Raw genomic sequence first — 20,844 nt, 5'->3', positions numbered from 1 at the left:
GCAGGCCTTCGAATAAGGTTCAGCGACCAAGTTAGCTTGCGATCACCGCAACTCTTCGCCGGGTTCTTCGCCACCGGGTTCTTCGCCACCGGGTTCTTCACCACCAGGCTCTTCGCCACCGGGTTCTTCACCACCAGGCTCTTCGCCACCGGGCTGTTCACCACCGGGTTCTTCACCACCAGGCTCTTCGCCACCGGGCTGTTCACCACCGGGTTCTTCACCACCAGGCTCTTCGCCACCGGGCTGTTCACCACCGGGCTGTTCGCCCTCTGGCTCGCCCCCGCGTGGTCCTTCTCCTCCTGGAGTTTCTCCTCCGGTGGTTTCCGGACTTCCGCTCGGACCAGATGGGCCCGGCCCGCCAGTAAGGCCTGTATCTTGGCCTTCATTTGCTGGACCATCCCCCGCTCTCTGATCGGAAGCGCCGATTGATGCTGTGGGGAGGTCAGTCAGCAAATCCGCAAGCGGCGAGCACTCTGCGCCCAAGCGTGCAACGATCTCCTGAAAATCAGCCCGACGCTGGATATAGCGCAGCATCCCGGATGTAACTGAATCGCATTCGCAGAGCACTCCAGGAGAACCAGCAGACTGGCGCGCCGTTTTGACAGTACACGCCCCACTTGCAAAAGCTTCGGTTACAGGAGCGACCACAAAAGTCGTGGCGGCTAAAAAAACTGGTAACTTAAGGGAACGAAAAACCATCATTAACTCCTTGGAACTCGGTACCTATCACGTGCATCCCTATGCACCATTATTTTGGTCGTGTGAGTGAAGATCATCACACTTCGGGCACATTTACACCTTGAGATCGACTTAATCGCAATATGTGGGAAGAGAGAATGGAGCAAAAATAATGCAATTTAAGGTAGAAAAGCACATGTTTTCAAGAAAAAGCCGGGTTTTTTGCCCGACTCTCCGAATTTCGTTTTTTGACCCATAGGAAGCAAAAATGCCACAGTATCGCCATTGTTTCCCATTTGGGTCGATACAGGCGCAGGTTGATTAGGCCGATTTCGCCATTCGTTTGCGTTCGTGAGGATCCAAAAAGCGTTTGCGCAGCCGCACAGCGTTCGGCGTCACCTCGACCAATTCGTCGTCATCGATATAGGCGATGGCTTCTTCCAGCGAAAATTGAACGTGAGGCGTCAGGCGCACTGCATCGTCCGAACCGCTTGCGCGGACGTTGGTGAGTTTCTTGCCCTTGAGCGGATTGACTTCCAGGTCGTTGTCGCGCGAATGCTCTCCGATCACCATGCCCTGATAGACGTCGGTCTGAGGGCCTACAAACATGCGGCCGCGCTCTTCCAAATTCCAGAGCGCATAAGCCACGGCCTGGCCGTTTTCCATCGAGATCAGAACGCCCGCGCGACGGCCCGGGATTTGACCTTTATGTGGGGCCCAGTCGTGGAACACACGGTTTAGAACACCTGTGCCACGAGTATCCGTCAAAAACTCGCCGTGATACCCGATCAGACCGCGCGAAGGTACATGCGCGATGATGCGTGTTTTGCCAGCACCGGCAGGGCGCATTTCGACCAATTCACCTTTTCGCGCACCTGTAATCTTTTCGATGACCGAGCCAGAATACTCATCGTCCACGTCGATTGTGACTTCCTCGATCGGTTCCAGCCGCTGGCCGTTTTCTTCGCGGAACAAAACCTGTGGGCGCGAGATACTGAGTTCGAAACCCTCGCGGCGCATGTTCTCGATCAGAACACCCATTTGCAATTCGCCGCGGCCGGCAACTTCGAACGCTTCACCGCCCGGCGTGTCGGTGATCCTGATCGCAACGTTCGATTCGGCTTCTTTCATGAGCCGGTCGCGGATGACGCGGGACTGAACCTTTTTACCGTCGCGGCCAGCCAAAGGAGAGTCGTTGATACCAAAGGTCACGGTGATGGTTGGCGGGTCGATGGGCTGCGCGGGCAGCGCCTCTTCGACCTGCGGCGAAACCAGCGAATCCGCCACGGTTGCCTTACTCATGCCTGCAATGGTTACGATGTCACCAGCTTCGGCTACGTCGATGGGCTGTTGCGCCAAGCCGCGGAATGCCAGGATCTTCGAGGCTCGGAAGTTTTCGATCAGCGTGCCGTCGCGGCTAAGGGCCTTCAGGCTGTCACCCGCCTTCAAAGTTCCGCTTTCGACGCGACCGGTCAGAATGCGGCCGATGAACGGGTCGCTGCCAAGCGTCGTGGCCAACATCCGGAACGGTTGGTCTTTTTGATCGACCTGCTTGGGGGCAGGGACGTGATCGACGATCAGATCGAACAGTGCGCTCAGATCCTTGCGGGGACCGTCCAGTTCCATATCCGCCCAGCCAGAACGGCCCGAAGCATACATGGCCGGAAAATCCAGCTGGTCGTCATCGGCGCCAAGGTTGGCAAACAGGTCGAAACATTCGTCCAGAGCGCGGTCAGGCTCGGCATCGGGTTTGTCGACCTTGTTCAGAACTACGATCGGGCGCAGACCTAACGCTAGCGCCTTGGAGGTCACAAACTTGGTCTGCGGCATAGGGCCTTCCGCGGCATCGACCAGCAGAACCACGCCGTCGACCATGCTGAGAATCCGTTCAACCTCGCCACCGAAATCGGCGTGACCGGGTGTGTCGACGATGTTGATGCGGGTGCCATTCCATTCGACGGATGTTGCCTTAGCCAGAATGGTGATTCCGCGTTCGCGTTCCAGGTCATTACTGTCCATGGCTCGTTCTGCCACAGCTTGGTTTTCCCGGAACGCACCGGATTGTTTGAGAAGCTCATCCACCAGGGTCGTTTTGCCGTGGTCCACGTGAGCGATGATTGCGATGTTGCGCAGGTCCATGAGAGGTCAGCCTTTGAACGGGAAGTTGTCGCGCGCATAACGCGGCGCGGCAAAATATACCAGCCCTAACCGCAGATCAGTGGCCAGCAGTCTTCGAAAACAAGTGAATGATCAGAATTCCGGCCAGAATCATGGTCAGTCCAAGTATTGCAGGCCAATCCAGCTTTTGACCGAAAACCACAAACCCGATGAGCGCGATCAGAACAATGCCCAGGCCGGACCAGATTGCATAGACAATGCCCACGGGCATGGATTTCAGGGTTAGTCCCAGCAAGTAGAAAGCAACACCATACCCCAAAATGACAAGAACGGACGGTCAAAACCGGGTGAACTGCTGGCTCGCCTGTAGGGCGGTTGTGCCAATGGTTTCCGCCATAACGGCCAATAACAAAAACAGATAGGCTTGAGGCATTGCAGTCTCGCGGGGCTATAGGGTTTCAGCACCTCGAACACAGAATGTGTGGACAAGGCAAGGTCAGTCTCAAAGTTTAACTTCCGTCGGGTCAGGTATACCTTACTGTTATCAGCCTAGAATAAGTGTAAGATACTCCACATATTTTATTAATTGTTAATGAGTTTTGTTCGATGACGACATTCGCAAAGTCGATCGTTTTTGTTTCTGGTCTGATAGTGGCAGTTGGGTGGCTTGCTGACGGGGGGTCCGTCGATAATGAAGCAGCCGGTGTGGTTCAACAGTTTGATGGTAGTCGTGTTTTTTAACGCCACTCAGAACTAAGAAGGGAAAAGGAGCCTTTGGGCTCCTTTTTTCTGTTATGCGTCTAACGGCGTCGCTTCGAAACTTTGGAAAAATGCCGCAAGTTGCGGGTGAAGCCAGTTCCATAGTTCAGGTGCTCCGGCTGTAATGGAGGGTTCAACCCGCGCTTTGAGCTGGGCGAGGGTAACGTTGTAGTCCGCCCACGACCCACCACCGTTTTCCAGATTGGCTATCGGTGTTTGAAAACGATCTACTGCCTTTGCGAACCTTGCGTCTGTACTCTTGGCGGCTTCGAACTCGAGCCACATATCCGTGAAATGCGCCTGCTGCATGTCCGGTAATAAGCCAAACAATCGCTGAGCTGCGGCCTGTTCCTTGACCTCTTGTTCGGCGTGGTTCACCTGTCCGTGAATAGGGTGATCTCCGGCGTCGATTTCGACGATATCGTGCAGAAGAAGCATCTGAAGCACACGATCCACGTTAATTTCTGATTGCGCGTGCTCAGCCAAAACCCAAGCGTAGAGCATAATATGCCAGGAATGCTCGGCAGAGTTCTCGAACCGATCCCCGGCCATCAGACGCGACGCGCGAATAACCGATTTCAGTTTGTCTGCCTCGGCCAAAAACGCGATCCGCGTTGAGAATGCGTTTTCCTCTGTTGCAGATCCGGCCAGCAAGGCCGTGGCTTGGTGATAGGCCAGCGGAAATACCTGTGAAAGATAGGCCGCGCGACCGCCATCCAGATTGGCCCGTGCAATTTTCACATGGTCCGGGTGAGGGTCCGAAGCGCACAGAACCTGAAACAGCGGCTGACACCGATCCAGGATTTTGGCAAATTGCGCGTCCGGTGTCTGATCCGATTCGAACTCCTGCCACAAAGACAGGAATGTCTGTGCTTGATCCCGGGGCAGTAAACCAAACAGTTCTGAGGCGGCTGCCTGTTCCGCCTCAGCCAGATGATCCCAGTCGGTTTCCAAGTGAATAGGATGGTCGCCAACCACGATCTCGACCAGATCGTGTAACAGCAACATACGAATGACTCGATCAATTGATACATTTGGCCCCGCCAAGGGGGCCATGACCAAGGCCCAAAGCGCCAGATGCCAGCTGTGTTCGGCAGAGTTTTCAGGCCGGGACTGATCGAGCAGTACATTTGCCCGCTCAACCATCTTCAACATGTCGGCCCGTTTCAAAAACGCAATTTGTGCCGACAACCGTTCCGTCATTGTTTTTCGATCGCTTTTTGTTTCGAGCGATGCGCAGCCAGGCGTTTGATGACAAATTGTCTGGCTTTGCGTTCCGCCAAGCGCACGCGGATTTCGGTCAAGTAGGCCTCTTCCAGCGATTGTGAAGCGGCCCCAAGAACTTCGCCGACCTCGACAAAGAAACGGTCTTCGCCAGTTTCGTCCATAACCTTCATCGTGTCTTCGGCCAGTTTGGCCGCAAGAGTTGTGATGGTGTCGGACATTAGCGGGTGTTCTCGGTCAAGCGACGTTTCACATAGTCACTGACATCGGTGATCAGCGTGTCCATGTGGCGATCCTGGAAGAAGTGGTCTGCGCCCTCGACCTCGGTGTGGGTGATCGTGATGCCTTTTTGTTCGTGCAGTTTGTTCACCAGTGACGTGGTGTCTGCCGGTGGGGCCACGCGGTCGGCTGATCCGTTAATGATCAGGCCCGAAGACGGGCAGGGCGCCAAGAACGAAAAGTCGTACATGTTGGCCGGAGGTGAAACACTGATGAACCCTGTGATCTCGGGCCGGCGCATCAGCAATTGCATGCCGATCCATGCCCCAAACGAAAACCCTGCGACCCAGCAGTGTTTCGAATTGTTGTTCATGGATTGCAGATAATCCAGCGCCGAGGCAGCATCGCTTAGTTCACCTACACCCTGATCATACTCGCCCTGACTGCGGCCAACGCCACGGAAGTTGAAGCGAAGCACGGTGAAGCCCATGTTGTAGAAGGCATAGTGCAGGTTATAGACCACCTTGTTGTTCATGGTCCCGCCAAATTGTGGATGCGGGTGAAGCACGATTGCGATCGGTGCGTCTTTTTCCTTTTGCGGGTGGTAGCGGCCTTCCAGGCGGCCTTCGGGTCCGGGAAAAATCACCTCGGGCATGTGTGCTTTGGTCCTGTCTTTTTCGTACGGGTGCCCGGATATACTTGACGATAATCGTCGGACACCTTAGAACGGTTCTAATTACATAACGTTGCGCGTCAGCGCTGTCAGTCGGAGATACGCACTGGCAGCGTCGGCGTCAATGATTTCGCGCAAATCCTGCTGAGAAGGGGCTAAATATGAAGCTGTCGACCAAAGGCCGATATGCGATGGTTGCCTTGGCGGATATTGCGTTGCAGCCAACAGACCGGCTTGTAACCCTTGGCGAGATCTCAGAGCGCCAGGATGTGTCGCTGCCTTATCTGGAACAGCTCTTTGTCAAACTTCGTCGCGCCGAGCTGGTGTCTTCAGTCCGTGGCCCGGGCGGCGGGTATCGTCTTGCGCGTCCCGCGTCGGAAATCCGTGTGGTCGAAATTTTGGCAGCAGTGGACGAAACGGTAGATGCTTTGCAGAAAGGGGCCGGGGCCTCTGGTGCGTCTTCAGGCAGCCGGGCGCAATCCCTGACCAACCGCCTTTGGGAAAGCCTGAGCGCGCATGTCTATGTGTTTTTGCATCAGACGCGCCTGTCTGACGTGATCAAGAACGACCTGGCTCCATGCCCCGCAGTGCCGAGCCTGTTCTCGGTGGTGGACGAGTAAGACGAAAAGGCGGCACCGTCATATGAAATCTGCTGGCAAAAAGATGCATCCATGAATCGTGTTTATCTGGATCATAACGCAACAACACCACTGCGCCCTGAGGCACGAGAGGCGATGATTGCCGCGATGGAAGTCTGCGGAAATCCGTCCTCTGTTCATGCCCAGGGCCGAGCTGCAAAGGCACTTGTCGAACGGGCGCGTGCACAGGTTGCAGCTGCTTTCGGCGCTGATGGTGCGGATATCGTTTTCACTTCGGGGTCGACCGAGGGCGCGGCATTAACTTTGGCCGGGCGCAATTTGCATGGTGCCGCAGTTGAACATGATGCGGTAAGGGCATGGATCCATGAGGATCTTCCGGTTTCTGCGGCCGGAGAGGTTCTGGTTGAGACACCAGAGGCTTCAACCGTTCAACTGGCAAATTCCGAGACTGGTATCGTTCAGACATTACCGCCCGGATTGGCTGTGACAGATGCCACGCAGGCATTTGGAAAGCTGCCGATTGCGTTTAATTGGATGTATGCCCAGATGGCTTTGGTCTCGGCGCATAAACTTGGTGGACCCAAGGGTGTTGGCGCCGTCGTGATGAAGCGCGGTACCGACCTGCCAGCTCTGATTAAGGGCGGAGGCCAGGAAATGGGGCGCCGCTCCGGCACTGAAAATGTCATTGGAATCGCTGGCTTCGGAGCCGCAGCTGAAGCCGCAGCACGTGACTTGGCGGATGGCGTTTGGGAGCAAATCGAAGAATTTAGAAATATTCTAGAAAACGCTCTTGAGGGCGCTGTAAAATCACCTATTTTTGTCGGGAAAGGGCGGCAACGCCTGCCGAACACCTTGTGTTTTGCCGCGCCGGGATGGAAGGGTGAAACCCAGGTCATGCAGATGGATCTGTCGGGTTTTGCGGTCAGTGCGGGCTCTGCCTGTTCCAGCGGCAAGGTTCGTGCCAGCGCGGTGCTCACCGCAATGGGTTTTGACGAGGTGACAGCCAGCAGCGCAATCCGCGTTTCGCTGGGCCCTCGGACAACGAAAGAAGATGTGCTGCGTTTCGCCGAAACGTGGCTTGAAAAAGAGAAAAAGCATCGCGCGCGGGCCGCGTGATCTGACGGAGGGTAAGTTATGGCCGCTTTGGACCAGACCCAGGTGAAAGAGGGTGTCGATCAGGAAACCGTGGATGCGGTACGCGAGGTCGGAACCTACAAGTACGGCTGGGACACTGATATTGAGATGGAGTACGCGCCGAAAGGTGTGAACCCGGATATCGTCCGTCTGATCTCGGAGAAGAACGAAGAGCCAGAGTGGATGACCGAATGGCGCTTGGCCGCGTTCGAGCGCTGGACCAAGATGAACGAACCAAAATGGGCGATGGTCAACTACCCTGAAATCGATTTCCAGAACCAGTATTACTATGCGCGTCCGAAATCGATGGAAGAAAAGCCAAAGTCTCTGGATGAGGTCGATCCCAAGCTGCTGGCCACATATGAAAAGCTTGGTATCCCACTGAAAGAACAGATGATTCTGGCTGGTGTCGAAGGTGTTGAAGACGCGCCTGCCGAAGGGCGCAAGGTTGCTGTGGACGCGGTGTTCGACTCGGTTTCTGTAGGTACGACCTTTCAGGCCGAACTGAAAAAGGCCGGGGTGATCTTCTGCTCGATCTCGGAAGCGATCAAAGAACACCCCGAGTTGGTCAAGAAATATCTTGGGACTGTCGTCCCAGTTTCGGACAACTTTTATGCGACACTGAACTCGGCTGTGTTTTCGGATGGGTCTTTTGTCTACATCCCGCCGGGCGTTCGGTGCCCGATGGAGCTGAGCACCTATTTCCGCATCAACGCCGAAAACACTGGCCAGTTCGAACGCACGCTGATCATCGCTGACAAGGGCTCGTACGTCTCTTATCTGGAAGGCTGCACTGCGCCCCAGCGTGATACGGCGCAGCTGCACGCGGCTGTTGTCGAGATCATCGTCGAAGAAGACGCCGAGGTGAAGTATTCGACCGTGCAAAACTGGTTCCCAGGGGATGAGAATGGCAAGGGTGGCATCTATAACTTTGTGACCAAACGCGCCGATTGCCGGGGCGATCGTTCCAAAGTCATGTGGACACAGGTGGAAACTGGGTCTGCCGTGACCTGGAAATACCCGTCCTGCATCCTCCGCGGCAATGAAAGCCAAGGCGAGTTCTACTCGATTGCGATTGCCAACAACTATCAGCAGGCCGACACCGGCACCAAGATGGTTCATCTGGGCAAGAACACCAAATCGCGCATTGTGTCCAAAGGCATCAGCGCAGGTAAAGCGCAGAACACCTATCGCGGTCTGGTCTCGATGCATCCGAAAGCTAAAGACAGCCGGAACTACACGCAGTGTGACAGTCTGTTGATCGGAGATAAATGCGGCGCGCATACGGTTCCGTATATTGAGGTCAAGAACAACTCGTCCCGCGTTGAGCATGAGGCGACGACGTCGAAAGTGGATGACGATCAACTGTTCTATTGCCGTCAGCGCGGCATGGACGAGGAAGAGGCCGTTGCGCTGGTTGTGAACGGGTTCTGCAAGGACGTATTGCAGGCGCTGCCGATGGAATTTGCCATGGAAGCGCAGCAGCTGGTGGCGATCTCGCTTGAGGGGAGCGTCGGCTAACAATGCGCCCGCGTTCCAAGATCAAACGGTTTGTTGACCGCACGGTTGCCAAACTATTTGTCAGCTTATGCGGCCCGTTCGTGCGGTATTGCGATGCCGGCGGTCAATTTCTGTTGTTCGAAGTGTCCAATCCACGTGATGTGATCCAAGGACGTCATTTTTGGGGTGATGTGTATGAGTTGGGTCTGCTCCAAGACATATCGCGCTATCTGCCGAAAAACGCGCAAATCGCTGATATTGGAGCCAATATTGATAACCATGCAGTGTATTGGGGGCGCGCGTGTGCAACCAAGATCGTACGTGTGATCGAAGTTAACCCGGACGCTATCGCCATCTTGAAGCGCAACATCAAGCTTAACGGCCTGGAAGATGTTGTTGACAGTTCGAAACTGGGTGTTGGAGCAGGGCGCGAGGCTGCGTCTGGCTTTGAGCTTAAGCCAGAGGCGGGCAATCTAGGCGGCACGCAATTGACACTGGGATCTGGAAATCTGCGGGTAGAGCCCGGTGATACGCTTTTAGAAGGTATGACACCGGATCTGATCAAGATCGACGTTGAGGGCATGGAGCTGGACGTGTTGGCAGGGTTGTCCCGCACGGTGGCTGCGACGCGCCCCATCATCTTTGTCGAGGTAGATCACAAAAACCGCGCGTTCTTTCAGAAATGGATGGCCGAGCAAAACTACGAAACTCTTCGGAGCTTTGGGCAAGACCGCGACAATGAAAACTTCCTGATCGTTCCGGCCGAAAAGGCCGACACGTTCAAATCGAAATGACACCCGCGCAAGATGACGCGCGAATAGAGATGAGAGCCGAGGAAAATATGCTGGAAATCAAGAACCTGCACGTGCAGCTTGAAGAAGAAGACAAGCAAATTCTCAAAGGTGTGGACCTGACGGTTGAGGCCGGCAAGGTGCATGCGATCATGGGGCCCAATGGGTCGGGTAAGTCGACGCTCAGCTATGTTCTGTCCGGTCGCGACGGTTACGAGGTGACCGAAGGCTCGGCCACGCTGGACGGCGAAGACCTGTTGGAAATGGAACCGGAAGAGCGCGCCGCTGCGGGTGTATTCCTGGCGTTCCAGTACCCGGTGGAAATCCCGGGCGTTGGCAATATGACCTTCCTGCGGACTGCAGTGAATGCGCAACGCAAGGCACGTGGCGAAGAAGAGCTGTCGGCCGCCGACTTCCTGAAAGAAGTGCGCGCGAAGGCGAAAACTCTGAAGATCGACGCTGACATGTTGAAGCGTCCGGTCAATGTTGGCTTTTCGGGCGGTGAGAAAAAGCGCAACGAAATACTTCAGATGGCCATGCTGGAACCTAAGATGTGCATCATGGACGAGACAGACTCGGGCCTTGACGTGGATGCGATGAAGCTGGTGGCCGAAGGTGTGAATGCCCTGCGCGATGAAGGCCGTGGTTTCCTGGTGATCACGCACTACCAGCGTCTTTTGGATCACATCAAACCGGACGTCGTGCACATTATGGCCAATGGTCGTATCGTCAAGACCGGCGGTCCGGACCTCGCGCTTGAGGTCGAAAACAACGGTTATGCTGACATTCTTGCCGAGGTGAACTGATGGCCTTGCCCGAAGCAAAACAAACCGCAACCGAGGCGCGGCTATCTGCGCTGACCATGCCTGACGTAGGTTGCACGCGTGCCGCGCGCGAAGACGCTCTGGCACGTGTGCTTGAAACTGGCCTGCCTAACCGTCGCGACGAATACTGGAAATACACCCAACCTGACACTTTGGTGTCGCCCGAAGCGATGCCTGCTGCTGTCTTCTCAGATGATGAGCCGTTGGTATTCAGTGAGTTCGACCGGCTGAATATCGTTTTCGTGGACGGTGTATTCAGTGCCGAGGAATCGGATGATCTGTCGATGGAAGGTGTAAGCATCGACCGGCTTGAAGACATCTGCTGCAAAGACATTCACTGGGCCAAGGACCTGTATGGCGTTCTGGAAGCCCGCGGTCAGGTACCGGTCCAGCGCCCGCTGGCAGCGCTGAACACGGCATTTGCGTCGGATGGTGTTGCCATTCACGTGACAGGCAAACCGTCCAAACCGATCAACCTGATCTATCGCCACGCTTCGCCGACGTCAGACGCGATCCTGCATCACGTGGTTCGGGTGGAAAGCGGGGCCGAGGCGACCATCCTTGAAACTGGTCCAGCAGCCTCGCGCTTTAACAAATGCATGGAAATCGACATTGCCGACAAGGGTACGCTGCATCATGTCCGTGCACAGGGCAGGGACCATGAGCGTCGCGCGGCGACCCATATGTTCACACGTCTGGGCACGGAATCGGTCTTTAAATCCTTCACTTTGACGGTGAATGGCGTTCTGACCCGCAATGAACAGGTTGTAGAACTAACCGGCGACGATGCGGTTGCGCATGTGGCGGGGGCCTGCGTTGGCGATGGCGAGTTTCACCATGACGACACAGTCTTCATCACGCATGACGCAGTGAATTGTGAAAGCCGTCAGGTGTTCAAGAAAGTGCTGCGCAACGGTGCGACCGGCGTGTTCCAAGGCAAGATTCTTGTGAAGGAAGGGGCTCAGAAAACCGACGGCTACCAGATCAGCCAGTCGCTGCTTCTGGATGACGACAGCCAGTTCCTAGCCAAACCCGAGCTTGAGATTTACGCCGATGATGTGGCGTGTTCGCATGGCTCGACTTCGGGCGCGATTGACGAAACCGCACTGTTCTACCTGCGCTCGCGCGGGGTTCCGACCAAGGACGCGACCAATATGCTGACACTTGCGTTCCTGGCCGAAGCGGTCGACGAAATCGAAGACAGCGCGTTGGCCGAAGCGATTGTCAGCCGTCTGGAGGGGTGGCTCGACCGCCGCAGCTGATGGCTCTTTCGTCAGATATTTTGGCAACTTACCGGGGGCCGGGGCGCGTTGTGCGTCGGCTTCTGGATTTGGGGCCTCGTGAAGACCGCGCGCTAGTGTTTGTCATGGGCTTTTGCATCGTCGCGTTTATTGCGCAGATGCCAGGGCTCGCACGGCAGGCTCATCTGGAAGGTGTTGAACTGAATATGTTGCTGGGCGGTGCGCTGCTGGGCACCGTGTTTATCTTGCCGTTGTTCTTCTACACGCTGGCTTTGGTCTCGCATTGGGCCGCGCGTCTGGTTGGCGGCAAGGGCACTGCTTATGGGGCAAGGCTGGCCCTGTTCTGGGCGCTGCTTTCGTCTGCACCGCTGGTTTTGCTGAATGGTCTGGTAGCTGGGTTCATCGGACCCGGACCTGCTTTGTCAATTGTAGGCTTCCTGTGGGTTGCTGTTTTTGTCTGGTTCTGGTTATCGGGTCTCAGGCAAGTACAAAGGGCGGCTGAATGACTATTCCACCACTAGGTCCACTGGCTGTTCTGACGCTCAGACGGCCTGCCGAAGCGGCCCGTCAGATTTTGGCCCTGGATCTGGGGCGAGAAGCAGTCTGGCTAGCGTTCGCTCTAGCTGTGGTTATCAGCAGCCTCGTCCAATTAGCACTCCGTTTAACGGCTCAAACTTTGCCGAATGACCAACCGTCCCAAGCTTTCGATAGCATTTCGATAATTTTGCTTACCTCTGCCGGTGGATTGCTTCTGAGCGTACTGGCTTTTCTGTTGGTCGGGCGGGTACTTGGTGGACGTGCAACGCTTTCTGGCCTGTTGTCCCTCATGATCTGGCTAAGTTTGTTGCAAAGCGTTGCGTCGTTGGCCATGGCCTTATCCACAGTGGCCTTGCCCGCTGTATCGCTTCTCTTGGGGCTGGCAACCCTGGGGTGGAGCCTTTACATAACGCTCCATTTTTTAAACGAGGCGCATCAGTTCGGCTCACTCGGCAAGGCTTTTGCTGTGATCCTGCTGGCCGCGATCGTCGCCTTGCCCATTGTTCTGATGTTCACCCCAACCGGACCTGTCTAGGAAATACGCTTATGTATGATGTGCAGAAAATCCGCTCTGACTTTCCGATCCTGTCACGTCAGGTCAATGGCAAGCCTTTGACCTATCTGGATAATGGCGCTTCGGCTCAGAAGCCACAGGTCGTCATAGACGCCGTGACTCGGGCGTATGCCGAGGAATATTCCAACGTCCATCGCGGTCTGCACTACCTGTCCAACCTTGCGACCGAGAAATACGAATCCGTGCGCGGCACCATCGCCCGCTTTCTTGGCGCATCTAATGAAGACGAAATCGTCCTGAACTCGGGCACGACCGAAGGGATCAACCTTGTCGCTTACGGCTGGGCAATGCCGCGCCTTGAAGCCGGGGATGAGATCGTTCTGAGCGTCATGGAACATCACGCCAACATCGTGCCCTGGCATTTTCTGCGTGAACGGCAGGGCGTTATTTTAAAATGGGTCGATGTGGATACAGAGGGTGGGCTGGACCCTCAGGCCGTGATTGATGCGATTGGCCCAAAGACCAAACTGGTCGCGGTGACCCAGTGTTCAAACGTCCTGGGTACTGTCGTGGATGTCAAAGCCATCACAGATGGCGCCCATGCCAAAGGCGTTCCGGTTCTGGTGGATGGCAGCCAGGGTGCAGTCCATATGCCGGTGAATGTCGAAGAGATCGGCTGTGATTTCTACGCGATCACAGGTCACAAGCTCTATGGTCCGTCCGGTTCCGGGGCGATCTTCATCAAATCCGAGCGCATGACCGAAATGCGCCCCTTTATAGGCGGCGGGGACATGATCAAGGAGGTCGGCAAAGATCAGGTCATTTATAACGATCCACCAATGAAGTTCGAAGCTGGCACGCCGGGTATCGTTCAGACGATAGGTTTGGGCGTGGCCTTGGACTACATGATGGAGCTTGGAATGGCGAACATTGCGGCGCATGAGTCCAGTCTACGCGATTATGCCATGCAGCGATTGATGGGCTTGAACTGGTTGCAGGTTCAAGGCACGCGCCCCGACAAGGCCGCTATCTTCAGCTTTACACTGGACGGGGCGGGGCATGCCCATGATGTGTCGACCATCCTGGACAAAAAAGGCGTCGCTGTTCGCGCAGGTCATCACTGCGCCGGGCCACTGATGGACCACCTGGGTGTAACTGCAACATGCCGCGCCAGTTTCGGTCTGTATAACACCACGGAAGAGGTCGACATTCTGATCGATGCCCTTGAATTGGCACATGATCTTTTCGCCTGACTTTGATCCGAAACTGAGCGCAACGGGCACGATTTCCAGTTGCACCCAAGTCGGATCAAGGTTAGCTAACGACCAACGCACCTGTAGCTCAGCTGGATAGAGCGCTGCCCTCCGAAGGCAGAGGCCAGAGGTTCGAATCCTCTCAGGTGCGCCACTTTCTTGCATGTTCTCAACCACTTTGAACGGATTCTAAGTACAGTTTCGTCGGATATTGAGAACGCCCGCAGGCACACTCTTCGAAGTGTAATTTTTTATCAGCACATTTTGCTATACACTTTCCCGATGGGGTTGGTTCGCGTCACCTTTGATGGAGGAAAGAACGTGCAAGTCATCTCTTCAAAAAAATTGTTTTTCGTTGTGGTCGTAACAGTAGCGGTTTTGGGCTGTACTGTTATTTCGGGTTATTCCCTCCCCAGCGTTATAAGCTGGATAATAGTCGGAGTGGTGCTTGCATTCATCCTTGGCAAGCTGACCGACGACGATCCAAACAGCGACGATGAAGCAGAGAGCAGCGATGTGTCTGTGTCTAATGTTTATTCTGATGTCGAAAAGGAAAAGGCGCGTGAGTCTGGCAGCTCGACCGCCGAGGCTGCATCCAGTAGCGACTCGGGTGACGCAGGCGGAGGAGGTGGAGATGCGGGGATATAGCAGGTAAAACCAGTTTTCCTGCTAAAGCGTTTCAGAAACGCGAAAACCGTTTGGTGTGCGCTTTAACCACGCCAGCTGCGAACGACTCCGCAATCCATATGAACGAAATTGGAACCGTAGTATTGGCCGACACCACCTGCGCGGCACGAAATAGCTGCTTTGGCCATCTGCGAGACCGAGCGAGAAGCTAGACGCAGGTCAGCAGCCTGACCTTCCATATGGAGCGATTTTCGCGCAACGCGACGCGACCGGGAACGCAACATAGCGTTGGTCTGCGGAGAGCGATAGCCGGACAGCAACATATAAGGTTCATTCACATCCAAAAGGTTGTGTGATGCTGCCATGATATCAATCGCGCGTAAATCGATGGATTTTACCTGATCTGTACGCCAATCACGCATGAAGTGGTTCACTTCTTTGACAGCGTCCTTGATATACTTACCATCGACCCAATAAATCATATCCAACCGTTCGCCCGTGCGACCGGAATACATACGAATGCGACGAATATCGCCGCCGCCACGCAAAAAGCCCGCTGCATTGGAGTAGGTGGGAGCTGCCGCGACTGCGGTTGCTGCAAACGCGCCCAATAGGGCACGCCGGGTCAAGCCCGAGGAACTGCTCTTTGTCATTTTTGGTTCGTCCCGTACTGTTCCTGCCTGCGCACGATGTTACGCGCGCCGTATTAATTTTTTCCCATCCCAGATGCGATTTTTATGACACAATCGGAATCGGTGGCCAAGAAGTGTTTCAGATTCACCATTTCAAGGGGGAAATTTCGGCAGTTTTTTGCGCAAATGACACAGTACTTCTTAGAAACTGTGCAACTGCGAAGCTTTCGCCGACAGGCCGATGCAAACACGCATCAGCCACCAACAGAAGCGATTGAGTAAGGTATTTGTGAATAGACAAGCTTTGCCGCCCAAACCCATAGTTGTTTGACGCACATATCCCAAGTCCAAGCTATTGAATACTCAAGGCCCTATAATGCTTTCTGTTTTCCGCACCAGTACCAGTATCTTTCTCACCGCGTGTTTTACCGCGACGGCAAGCTTTGCGAACACGGCTTCTGACCCCGCGCCGAACACCGCGTTTCAAATGGCGGTTGCGGAACACACTCCGCAGACCTCAAATATAGCAGAGTTCTATCGCACGAATGGGTTTTCACCCATTTGGGTCGGTGAAACGGTTGAGCATGCAAATCGTCGTGCCGCGCTGATAAATGCGTTGTCCAAGGCCCAAATGCACGGTCTGCCACAGTCGGATGCAACAGTCGCAGCTTTGATAGAGAAAATGGAGCAGGCCCGTTCAGTTCGTGATCTTGGTGCGGTTGAGGCAGAACTCAGCCGGGCTTTTATCGAATATGCTGACGCGCTTTACTCGGGAACTGTTGAGCCCGGACGTGTGGACGATGGCCTTGTTCGGACATTGAAACGTCGGAGCGCGGCCGAGCATTTGGCCGGTTTGGCTGATCAAGGCGCGCAATATCTGGAACAATTGCCACCCCAAACACGTCAGTACCGAGCACTAATGAAGCAAAAGCTTCTGCTGGAGGACCTGGTAAACCAGGGAGGTTGGGGCGCAACTGTGCCCGTTTCCAAACTGGAATTCGGTGACACAGGACCGAATGTTGTTAAACTGCGCAATCGTCTGGTGATGATGGGTTACATGAAGCCATCGGCCAGCCCGTCTTTTGACGACGCACTGCTGGCTGGCGTTCAGGCGTTTCAAACTGCACATGGGTTGGAGCCTGACGGCGTTGCGGGCAAGGGAACAATCACCGAGTTGAACCGGCCAGCATCGGACCGTTTGAAAGCTGTTCACGTAGCGCTCGAACGCGAACGCTGGTTGCCAAGGGAACGTGGCACGCGCCATATCCTTGTGAATCAGGCGGACTTTTCAGCCAAAATTGTTGATGACGGGCAAGTCACGTTTGAAACCCGCGCGGTGATTGGCAAGAACACATATGATCGCCGCAGCCCCGAGTTTTCTGATGTGATGGAGCATATGGTGATCAACCCCAGCTGGTATGTGCCGCGCTCGATCATAACCAAGGAATATCTGCCGAAACTGCAATCCAATCCAAATGCGGTGGGTCACATAGAAATCACCGACCGCAGCGGTCGTCAGGTTAATCGCGGGGCGGTGGATTTCACTCAGTTCACGGCGCGAAACTTCCCGTTTGCGATGCGCCAACCCCCCAGCAAAAGCAATGCGCTGGGTTTGGTGAAGTTCATGTTTCCCAACAAGCACAACATCTATCTGCATGATACGCCTCAGAAAAGTTTGTTTGCGCGTGAAGTGCGGGCGTTCTCACATGGCTGTATCCGTTTGGCGCAGCCTTTCGAGTTTGCGTATGCGCTGCTGGCAAAACAAGAGGAAGACCCCAAGGCGTTCTTTCACCGTGTTCTCAAGACCGGCAAGGAAACCAAAGTTGAACTGGATCAACATGTGCCGGTGCATCTGATCTATCGGACGGCCTATATCGGCCCCAAGGGTCAAGTGCAGTATCGTCGCGACGTCTATAACCGCGATGCCAAGATTTGGGACGCTCTGCAAAAGGCAGGGGTGGCCCTGCAAGACGTTCAGGGGTAAGCACGGGTCAAATCCTGCCAAAAGGAAACCCGTCATGCAGTTTACCGTTCAACACATTGCTGAAGCTCTGGGTGCAGAATGTCAGGGCGATGGCGGCCTTACAATTTTGCGTGCCGCCGAACCCGGAGACGCGGGTCCAACAGATTTGGCGATGGCGATGTCTCCGAAATATGCCGAGGCACTTTCGGGTGGAGAGGCACGTGCTGCGGTTCTTTGGGAAGGGGCCGATTGGCAAGCGTTGGGTCTGCGCGCGGCCATCTTTGTCACGCGCCCTCGCATGGCCATGGCAGGCATTACTTCGATGCTTGATCGCGGGCAGGGGGCCGAGCCGGGCATTCATCCGTCAGCCGTTATTGATCCAACGGCAGAGATTGGTGCTAACGTTTCTATCGGGCCTCTGACAGTTGTTGGTGCGCGCGCACGGATTGGCGAAGGTTCCGAAATCGGCGCGCATTGCACGATAGGCATCGATGCCACGCTAGGAAAGCGTGCCTTGCTGCGCGAAATGGTCAGTATTGGGGCCCGCGCGCAGATCGGAGACCGTTTTATTGCGCAACCTGGTGCGCGGATCGGAGGCGATGGCTTCAGCTATGTCACCCCCGAAGTTTCGGGTGCTGAGAATGCGCGCAAAACCATGGGCGATCAGGGCGAAGCCAAGGCGCAAAGTTGGCTGCGCATTCACTCTCTGGGGGCGGTTGAGATCGGAGATGACGTCGAGGTTGGCTCGAACTGCACAGTCGATAACGGCACGATCAGAAACACCCGGATCGGGGACGGCTCGAAACTGGATAATCTTGTCCATGTCGGTCACAACACCCGAGTCGGACGGGATTGTCTGCTATGTGGGCAAACCGGCGTGTCTGGGTCTGTAGAGATTGGGAACAATGTTGTCCTTGGTGGCCAAACCGGGGTCGCCGACAACATTTTCATAGGCGACGGCGTGATCGCCGGTGGGGGTACCAAAATCCTGTCCAATGTCCCTGCTGGAAGGGTTATTATGGGCTATCCGGCGGTCAAGATGGACACCCACACCAATATCTATAAATCCCAGCGCCGACTGCCTCGTCTGGCCCGCGACGTCGAGGCACTCAAAAAGGCTGTTTTCAAACAGTCCTCAAGCGACTAAATCATCGACAGATTGAAAATCAGGGGATCGACATGAGCATCAGCGACCGCGTCATCGCAATCATTGCAGAGCAGGCCGTGCTGGAGCCATCGGATGTGACGCCCGAAAGCACACTGGAAGATCTGGGCATCGATAGTCTGGGTCTGGTCGAAAGCATCTTTGCAATCGAGGAAGAGTTCGACATTTCAGTCCCGTTCAATGCGAACGAACCAGAAGCTAACGATTTCGACATTTCCAATGTGGCTGCGATCATCACCGGGATCGAGCAGCTTGTGTCGGAAAAGGTCTGACCTGCTCTCATGAAACGTGTTGTCATTACCGGCGCAGGTACGATCAACTCTCTGGGCCATTCGGTTCCCGACACTTTGGAGGCCATGCGCGAAGGGCGCTGTGGCATTTCGGAACTGGAGTTTCGCGACGTCGAACGTCTGGCCATCAAGATCGGTGGTCAAGTTCGGGGGTTCGAGGCGGAAGGGCGGTTCAATCGTCAGCAGATGTCCTTGTACGACCGGTTCACTCAGTTCACTCTGACTGCTGCCAAAGAAGCGATTGACCAGTCGGGTATTGAGTTTCACGGCGAATTGGCCGCCAGATCCGGTGTTGTACTTGGCACGGCGGGCGGGGGCGTTTCGACCTGGGATGACAATTACCGTTCGGTCTATGAGGATGGTAAGAACCGGGTTCACCCGTTTGTTGTTCCAAAGCTGATGAACAATGCGGCTGCCAGCCACGTGTCCATGGAGCATAACCTCAAAGGCCCCAGCTTTACGGTCTCGACCGCCTGTGCCTCTTCCAACCACGCCATGGCGCAGGCCTTTCAGATGGTACGCAGCGGGGCCGCCCCGGCGATGATCACAGGCGGGTCTGAATCCATGCTGTGTTTCGGCGGGATCAAAGCGTGGGAAGGTTTGCGCGTGATGTCCAAGGACGCCTGCCGCCCGTTCAGCGCCAACCGCAACGGAATGGTTCAGGGCGAAGGGGCTGGCATCTTTGTTTTCGAAGAATATGAGCACGCGCGCGCGCGCGGCGCGGGGATACTGTGTGAAGTTGTCGGTTTTGCGATGTCGTCGGATGCAGCAGATATTGTGATGCCAAGCAAGCAAGGGGCTGCACGTGCAATGGCGGGCGCTCTGGCGGATGCAAGGCTGAACGCCAGCGATGTCTGTTATATCAACGCCCACGGCACAGGCACTGCAGCCAATGACAAAACCGAATGTGCAGCAGTCGCAGATGTGTTTGGACCGCACGCGGATGATCTGATGATCTCGTCCACCAAATCCATGCATGGACATTTGATTGGAGGCACCGGAGCGGTAGAGCTTCTGGCCTGTATCATGGCGCTGCGGGACGGTGTCATTGCACCAACCATCGGCTATGAAGAGCCGGATCCGGAATGTGCGTTGGACGTGGTGCCGAATGAAGCTCGTGAAGCAAAGGTTGACGTTGCTTTAAGCAACGCGTTTGCGTTCGGTGGGCTGAATGCCGTCTTGGCCTTGAAGCGCGTCTGAGAATACCTGACGCTCAGTTTTGAAAGGCCGCTTTGTGACAAAGCGGCCCTTGTTGCATTAAATCAGTTTTGCAAGACTTCCAACTGATCATATCCACTGGTGAAACCGGCCAGCGACATTTCGATTTGCAACAGTTGATTGGGGGCAAGGATGGACACCATAGATATGGTGGCCGTGCTACCAGCCTTCATTGCGTCGATGTCACCTTGCGTGAAACCCAACTGAGCAACGCAGCCAACCGGGTTACAGTGATGATAGTTGTATCGCTTGCTTGGTGCCCCATCGATGGATACCGCGATCTGCGCTTGCAGCAAGGTCTCCAACGGCACGATCAGGCTGGCACCAGCCACGGCTGCAGCACCCTCGGGAAGCTTGTTGATCGAGATTTCCGCAATGGGTTGACCCTCGGCACCCGAAAGAATTTGACGCAACAAACAAGGGTCATTGTCTGCTTCGGTCTTAAGGCAGGTAATGTTCCAGTCGCCACTTGTTTCCTTAACGTATTGCTCGCCAACACGGGGGCCAGTTTCCCCCAGGTCTAGCTCTTGCGTCGCTTCGGTCTGAGGTGTCTCGGCCTGTTGTTGGGTTTCGTCAGTGGATTCTTGAGCGTTGACCGCACTGCTCAGAAAGACGGCGGCCAGAACATTCGCGGAAAGAAGGTGCTTGATCATGAATGCCTCGGTTTGATGATTGCGCTTTTTGCCTCATGTAGCATTGTTCTGAACCGGTGTCAGGCACTAATAGACCCGCCCTGATCAACGTGAACAAATTCTTGCTCTTACGGCGGAAAAGGGTCCTTCGACCATAAAGAAAGGGAGCCGTTTGATCAGCTCCCTCCCTCAAAAGGTTCTCCCCGTCGGACTGGCCGACTTATTTATGCGCAAACCCTACGAGAGCGGCGCT

At 55.2% G+C, this 20,844-nt stretch carries 21 protein-coding genes, 1 tRNA gene and 1 pseudogene; 15 read left to right on the top strand and 8 right to left on the bottom strand.

Annotated elements, in window-relative coordinates; genetic code table 11:
- Positions 1-42: 42 nt before the first annotated feature.
- From GOV89_RS19805 to GOV89_RS19780, 6 genes and pseudogenes are all read right to left on the bottom strand, one after another.
- A complete protein-coding gene (locus GOV89_RS19805; protein ID WP_171238836.1) occupies positions 43-534 on the bottom strand; it encodes a hypothetical protein in 492 nt (163 codons plus the stop codon).
- Between the two features lie 465 nt (positions 535-999).
- A complete protein-coding gene (gene typA / locus GOV89_RS19800) occupies positions 1,000-2,817 on the bottom strand; it encodes a translational GTPase TypA (protein ID WP_171174078.1) in 1,818 nt (605 codons plus the stop codon).
- A gap of 76 nt (positions 2,818-2,893) precedes the next feature.
- Positions 2,894-3,229 (bottom strand): annotated as a pseudogene (locus tag GOV89_RS19795) (multidrug efflux SMR transporter).
- 359 nt (positions 3,230-3,588) lie between these two features.
- The gene (locus GOV89_RS19790; protein WP_171238878.1) at positions 3,589-4,758 is read right to left on the bottom strand and encodes an HD domain-containing protein; all 1,170 of its coding nucleotides are present in this window, start codon (positions 4,756-4,758) and stop codon (positions 3,589-3,591) included.
- On the bottom strand, positions 4,755-5,000 hold the full coding sequence (locus GOV89_RS19785) for a hypothetical protein (RefSeq protein ID WP_171174072.1): 246 nt from the start codon (positions 4,998-5,000) through the stop codon (positions 4,755-4,757). The genes GOV89_RS19790 and GOV89_RS19785 overlap by 4 nt, the downstream gene beginning before the upstream one ends.
- Positions 5,000-5,653, bottom strand: coding sequence for an alpha/beta hydrolase (locus tag GOV89_RS19780; RefSeq protein WP_171174070.1), 654 nt, complete (start codon positions 5,651-5,653; stop codon positions 5,000-5,002). Before GOV89_RS19780 ends, GOV89_RS19785 begins: the two co-directional genes overlap by 1 nt.
- A 179-nt stretch (positions 5,654-5,832) precedes the next feature.
- Between GOV89_RS19780 and GOV89_RS19775 the strand changes: the two genes are divergently transcribed.
- The 11 genes from GOV89_RS19775 to GOV89_RS19725 all read left to right on the top strand — a co-directional run bounded on the left by GOV89_RS19775 (position 5,833) and on the right by GOV89_RS19725 (position 14,712).
- The gene (locus tag GOV89_RS19775; RefSeq protein ID WP_171238877.1) at positions 5,833-6,291 is read left to right on the top strand and encodes an Rrf2 family transcriptional regulator; all 459 of its coding nucleotides are present in this window, start codon (positions 5,833-5,835) and stop codon (positions 6,289-6,291) included.
- Positions 6,292-6,342: 51 nt separating this feature from the next.
- Positions 6,343-7,386, top strand: a complete 1,044-nt coding sequence (locus GOV89_RS19770) for a cysteine desulfurase family protein (RefSeq protein WP_171238876.1) — start codon at positions 6,343-6,345, stop codon at positions 7,384-7,386.
- A gap of 18 nt (positions 7,387-7,404) precedes the next feature.
- Positions 7,405-8,925 (top strand): Fe-S cluster assembly protein SufB, encoded by a 1,521-nt coding sequence (gene sufB / locus GOV89_RS19765; RefSeq protein WP_171238875.1) that lies wholly within the window; start codon positions 7,405-7,407, stop codon positions 8,923-8,925.
- A 2-nt stretch (positions 8,926-8,927) separates the two neighbouring features.
- Positions 8,928-9,698, top strand: coding sequence for an FkbM family methyltransferase (locus GOV89_RS19760; protein WP_171238874.1), 771 nt, complete (start codon positions 8,928-8,930; stop codon positions 9,696-9,698).
- Between the two features lie 47 nt (positions 9,699-9,745).
- On the top strand, positions 9,746-10,501 hold the full coding sequence (gene sufC, locus GOV89_RS19755; RefSeq protein WP_171176171.1) for a Fe-S cluster assembly ATPase SufC: 756 nt from the start codon (positions 9,746-9,748) through the stop codon (positions 10,499-10,501).
- A complete protein-coding gene (locus GOV89_RS19750; protein ID WP_171238873.1) occupies positions 10,501-11,781 on the top strand; it encodes a SufD family Fe-S cluster assembly protein in 1,281 nt (426 codons plus the stop codon). Before sufC ends, GOV89_RS19750 begins: the two co-directional genes overlap by 1 nt.
- Positions 11,781-12,266: a YIP1 family protein gene (locus GOV89_RS19745; RefSeq protein ID WP_171238872.1), complete on the top strand. Its 486-nt coding sequence runs from the start codon at positions 11,781-11,783 to the stop codon at positions 12,264-12,266. The genes GOV89_RS19750 and GOV89_RS19745 overlap by 1 nt, the downstream gene beginning before the upstream one ends.
- Positions 12,263-12,832, top strand: a complete 570-nt coding sequence (locus GOV89_RS19740; protein ID WP_171238871.1) for a Yip1 family protein — start codon at positions 12,263-12,265, stop codon at positions 12,830-12,832. The genes GOV89_RS19745 and GOV89_RS19740 overlap by 4 nt, the downstream gene beginning before the upstream one ends.
- A gap of 11 nt (positions 12,833-12,843) precedes the next feature.
- A complete protein-coding gene (locus tag GOV89_RS19735) occupies positions 12,844-14,064 on the top strand; it encodes a cysteine desulfurase (protein ID WP_171238870.1) in 1,221 nt (406 codons plus the stop codon).
- Positions 14,065-14,141: 77 nt separating this feature from the next.
- Positions 14,142-14,218, top strand: a tRNA-Arg gene (locus GOV89_RS19730).
- A 5-nt stretch (positions 14,219-14,223) separates the two neighbouring features.
- Complete coding sequence (locus tag GOV89_RS19725; protein ID WP_171174053.1) at positions 14,224-14,712, top strand: hypothetical protein; 489 nt, start codon at positions 14,224-14,226, stop codon at positions 14,710-14,712.
- Between the two features lie 62 nt (positions 14,713-14,774).
- On the opposite strand, the gene GOV89_RS19720 is transcribed toward GOV89_RS19725, so the two are convergent.
- The gene (locus tag GOV89_RS19720; RefSeq protein WP_171234259.1) at positions 14,775-15,344 is read right to left on the bottom strand and encodes a DUF882 domain-containing protein; all 570 of its coding nucleotides are present in this window, start codon (positions 15,342-15,344) and stop codon (positions 14,775-14,777) included.
- A 355-nt stretch (positions 15,345-15,699) separates the two neighbouring features.
- On the opposite strand from GOV89_RS19720, the gene GOV89_RS19715 reads away from it, so the two are divergent.
- Genes GOV89_RS19715 through GOV89_RS19700 form a run of 4 tightly spaced genes read left to right on the top strand, consistent with a single transcriptional unit; the run spans position 15,700 to position 19,941 of the window.
- A complete protein-coding gene (locus GOV89_RS19715; protein ID WP_171238869.1) occupies positions 15,700-17,307 on the top strand; it encodes a murein L,D-transpeptidase in 1,608 nt (535 codons plus the stop codon).
- A 34-nt stretch (positions 17,308-17,341) separates the two neighbouring features.
- On the top strand, positions 17,342-18,433 hold the full coding sequence (gene lpxD / locus GOV89_RS19710; protein ID WP_171174047.1) for a UDP-3-O-(3-hydroxymyristoyl)glucosamine N-acyltransferase: 1,092 nt from the start codon (positions 17,342-17,344) through the stop codon (positions 18,431-18,433).
- Between the two features lie 32 nt (positions 18,434-18,465).
- Positions 18,466-18,723: an acyl carrier protein gene (locus tag GOV89_RS19705; protein ID WP_171238868.1), complete on the top strand. Its 258-nt coding sequence runs from the start codon at positions 18,466-18,468 to the stop codon at positions 18,721-18,723.
- A 9-nt stretch (positions 18,724-18,732) separates the two neighbouring features.
- On the top strand, positions 18,733-19,941 hold the full coding sequence (locus tag GOV89_RS19700) for a beta-ketoacyl synthase (RefSeq protein WP_171238867.1): 1,209 nt from the start codon (positions 18,733-18,735) through the stop codon (positions 19,939-19,941).
- A 62-nt stretch (positions 19,942-20,003) separates the two neighbouring features.
- On the opposite strand, the gene GOV89_RS19695 is transcribed toward GOV89_RS19700, so the two are convergent.
- Positions 20,004-20,612, bottom strand: a complete 609-nt coding sequence (locus GOV89_RS19695; protein WP_171238866.1) for an invasion associated locus B family protein — start codon at positions 20,610-20,612, stop codon at positions 20,004-20,006.
- Positions 20,613-20,844: the final 232 nt, after the last annotated feature.

The sequence above is a fragment of the Ruegeria sp. HKCCA5763 genome (assembly GCF_013034545.1).
Classification (GTDB): domain Bacteria; phylum Pseudomonadota; class Alphaproteobacteria; order Rhodobacterales; family Rhodobacteraceae; genus Ruegeria.
This window is presented reverse-complemented; position numbering and strand designations above follow the sequence as displayed.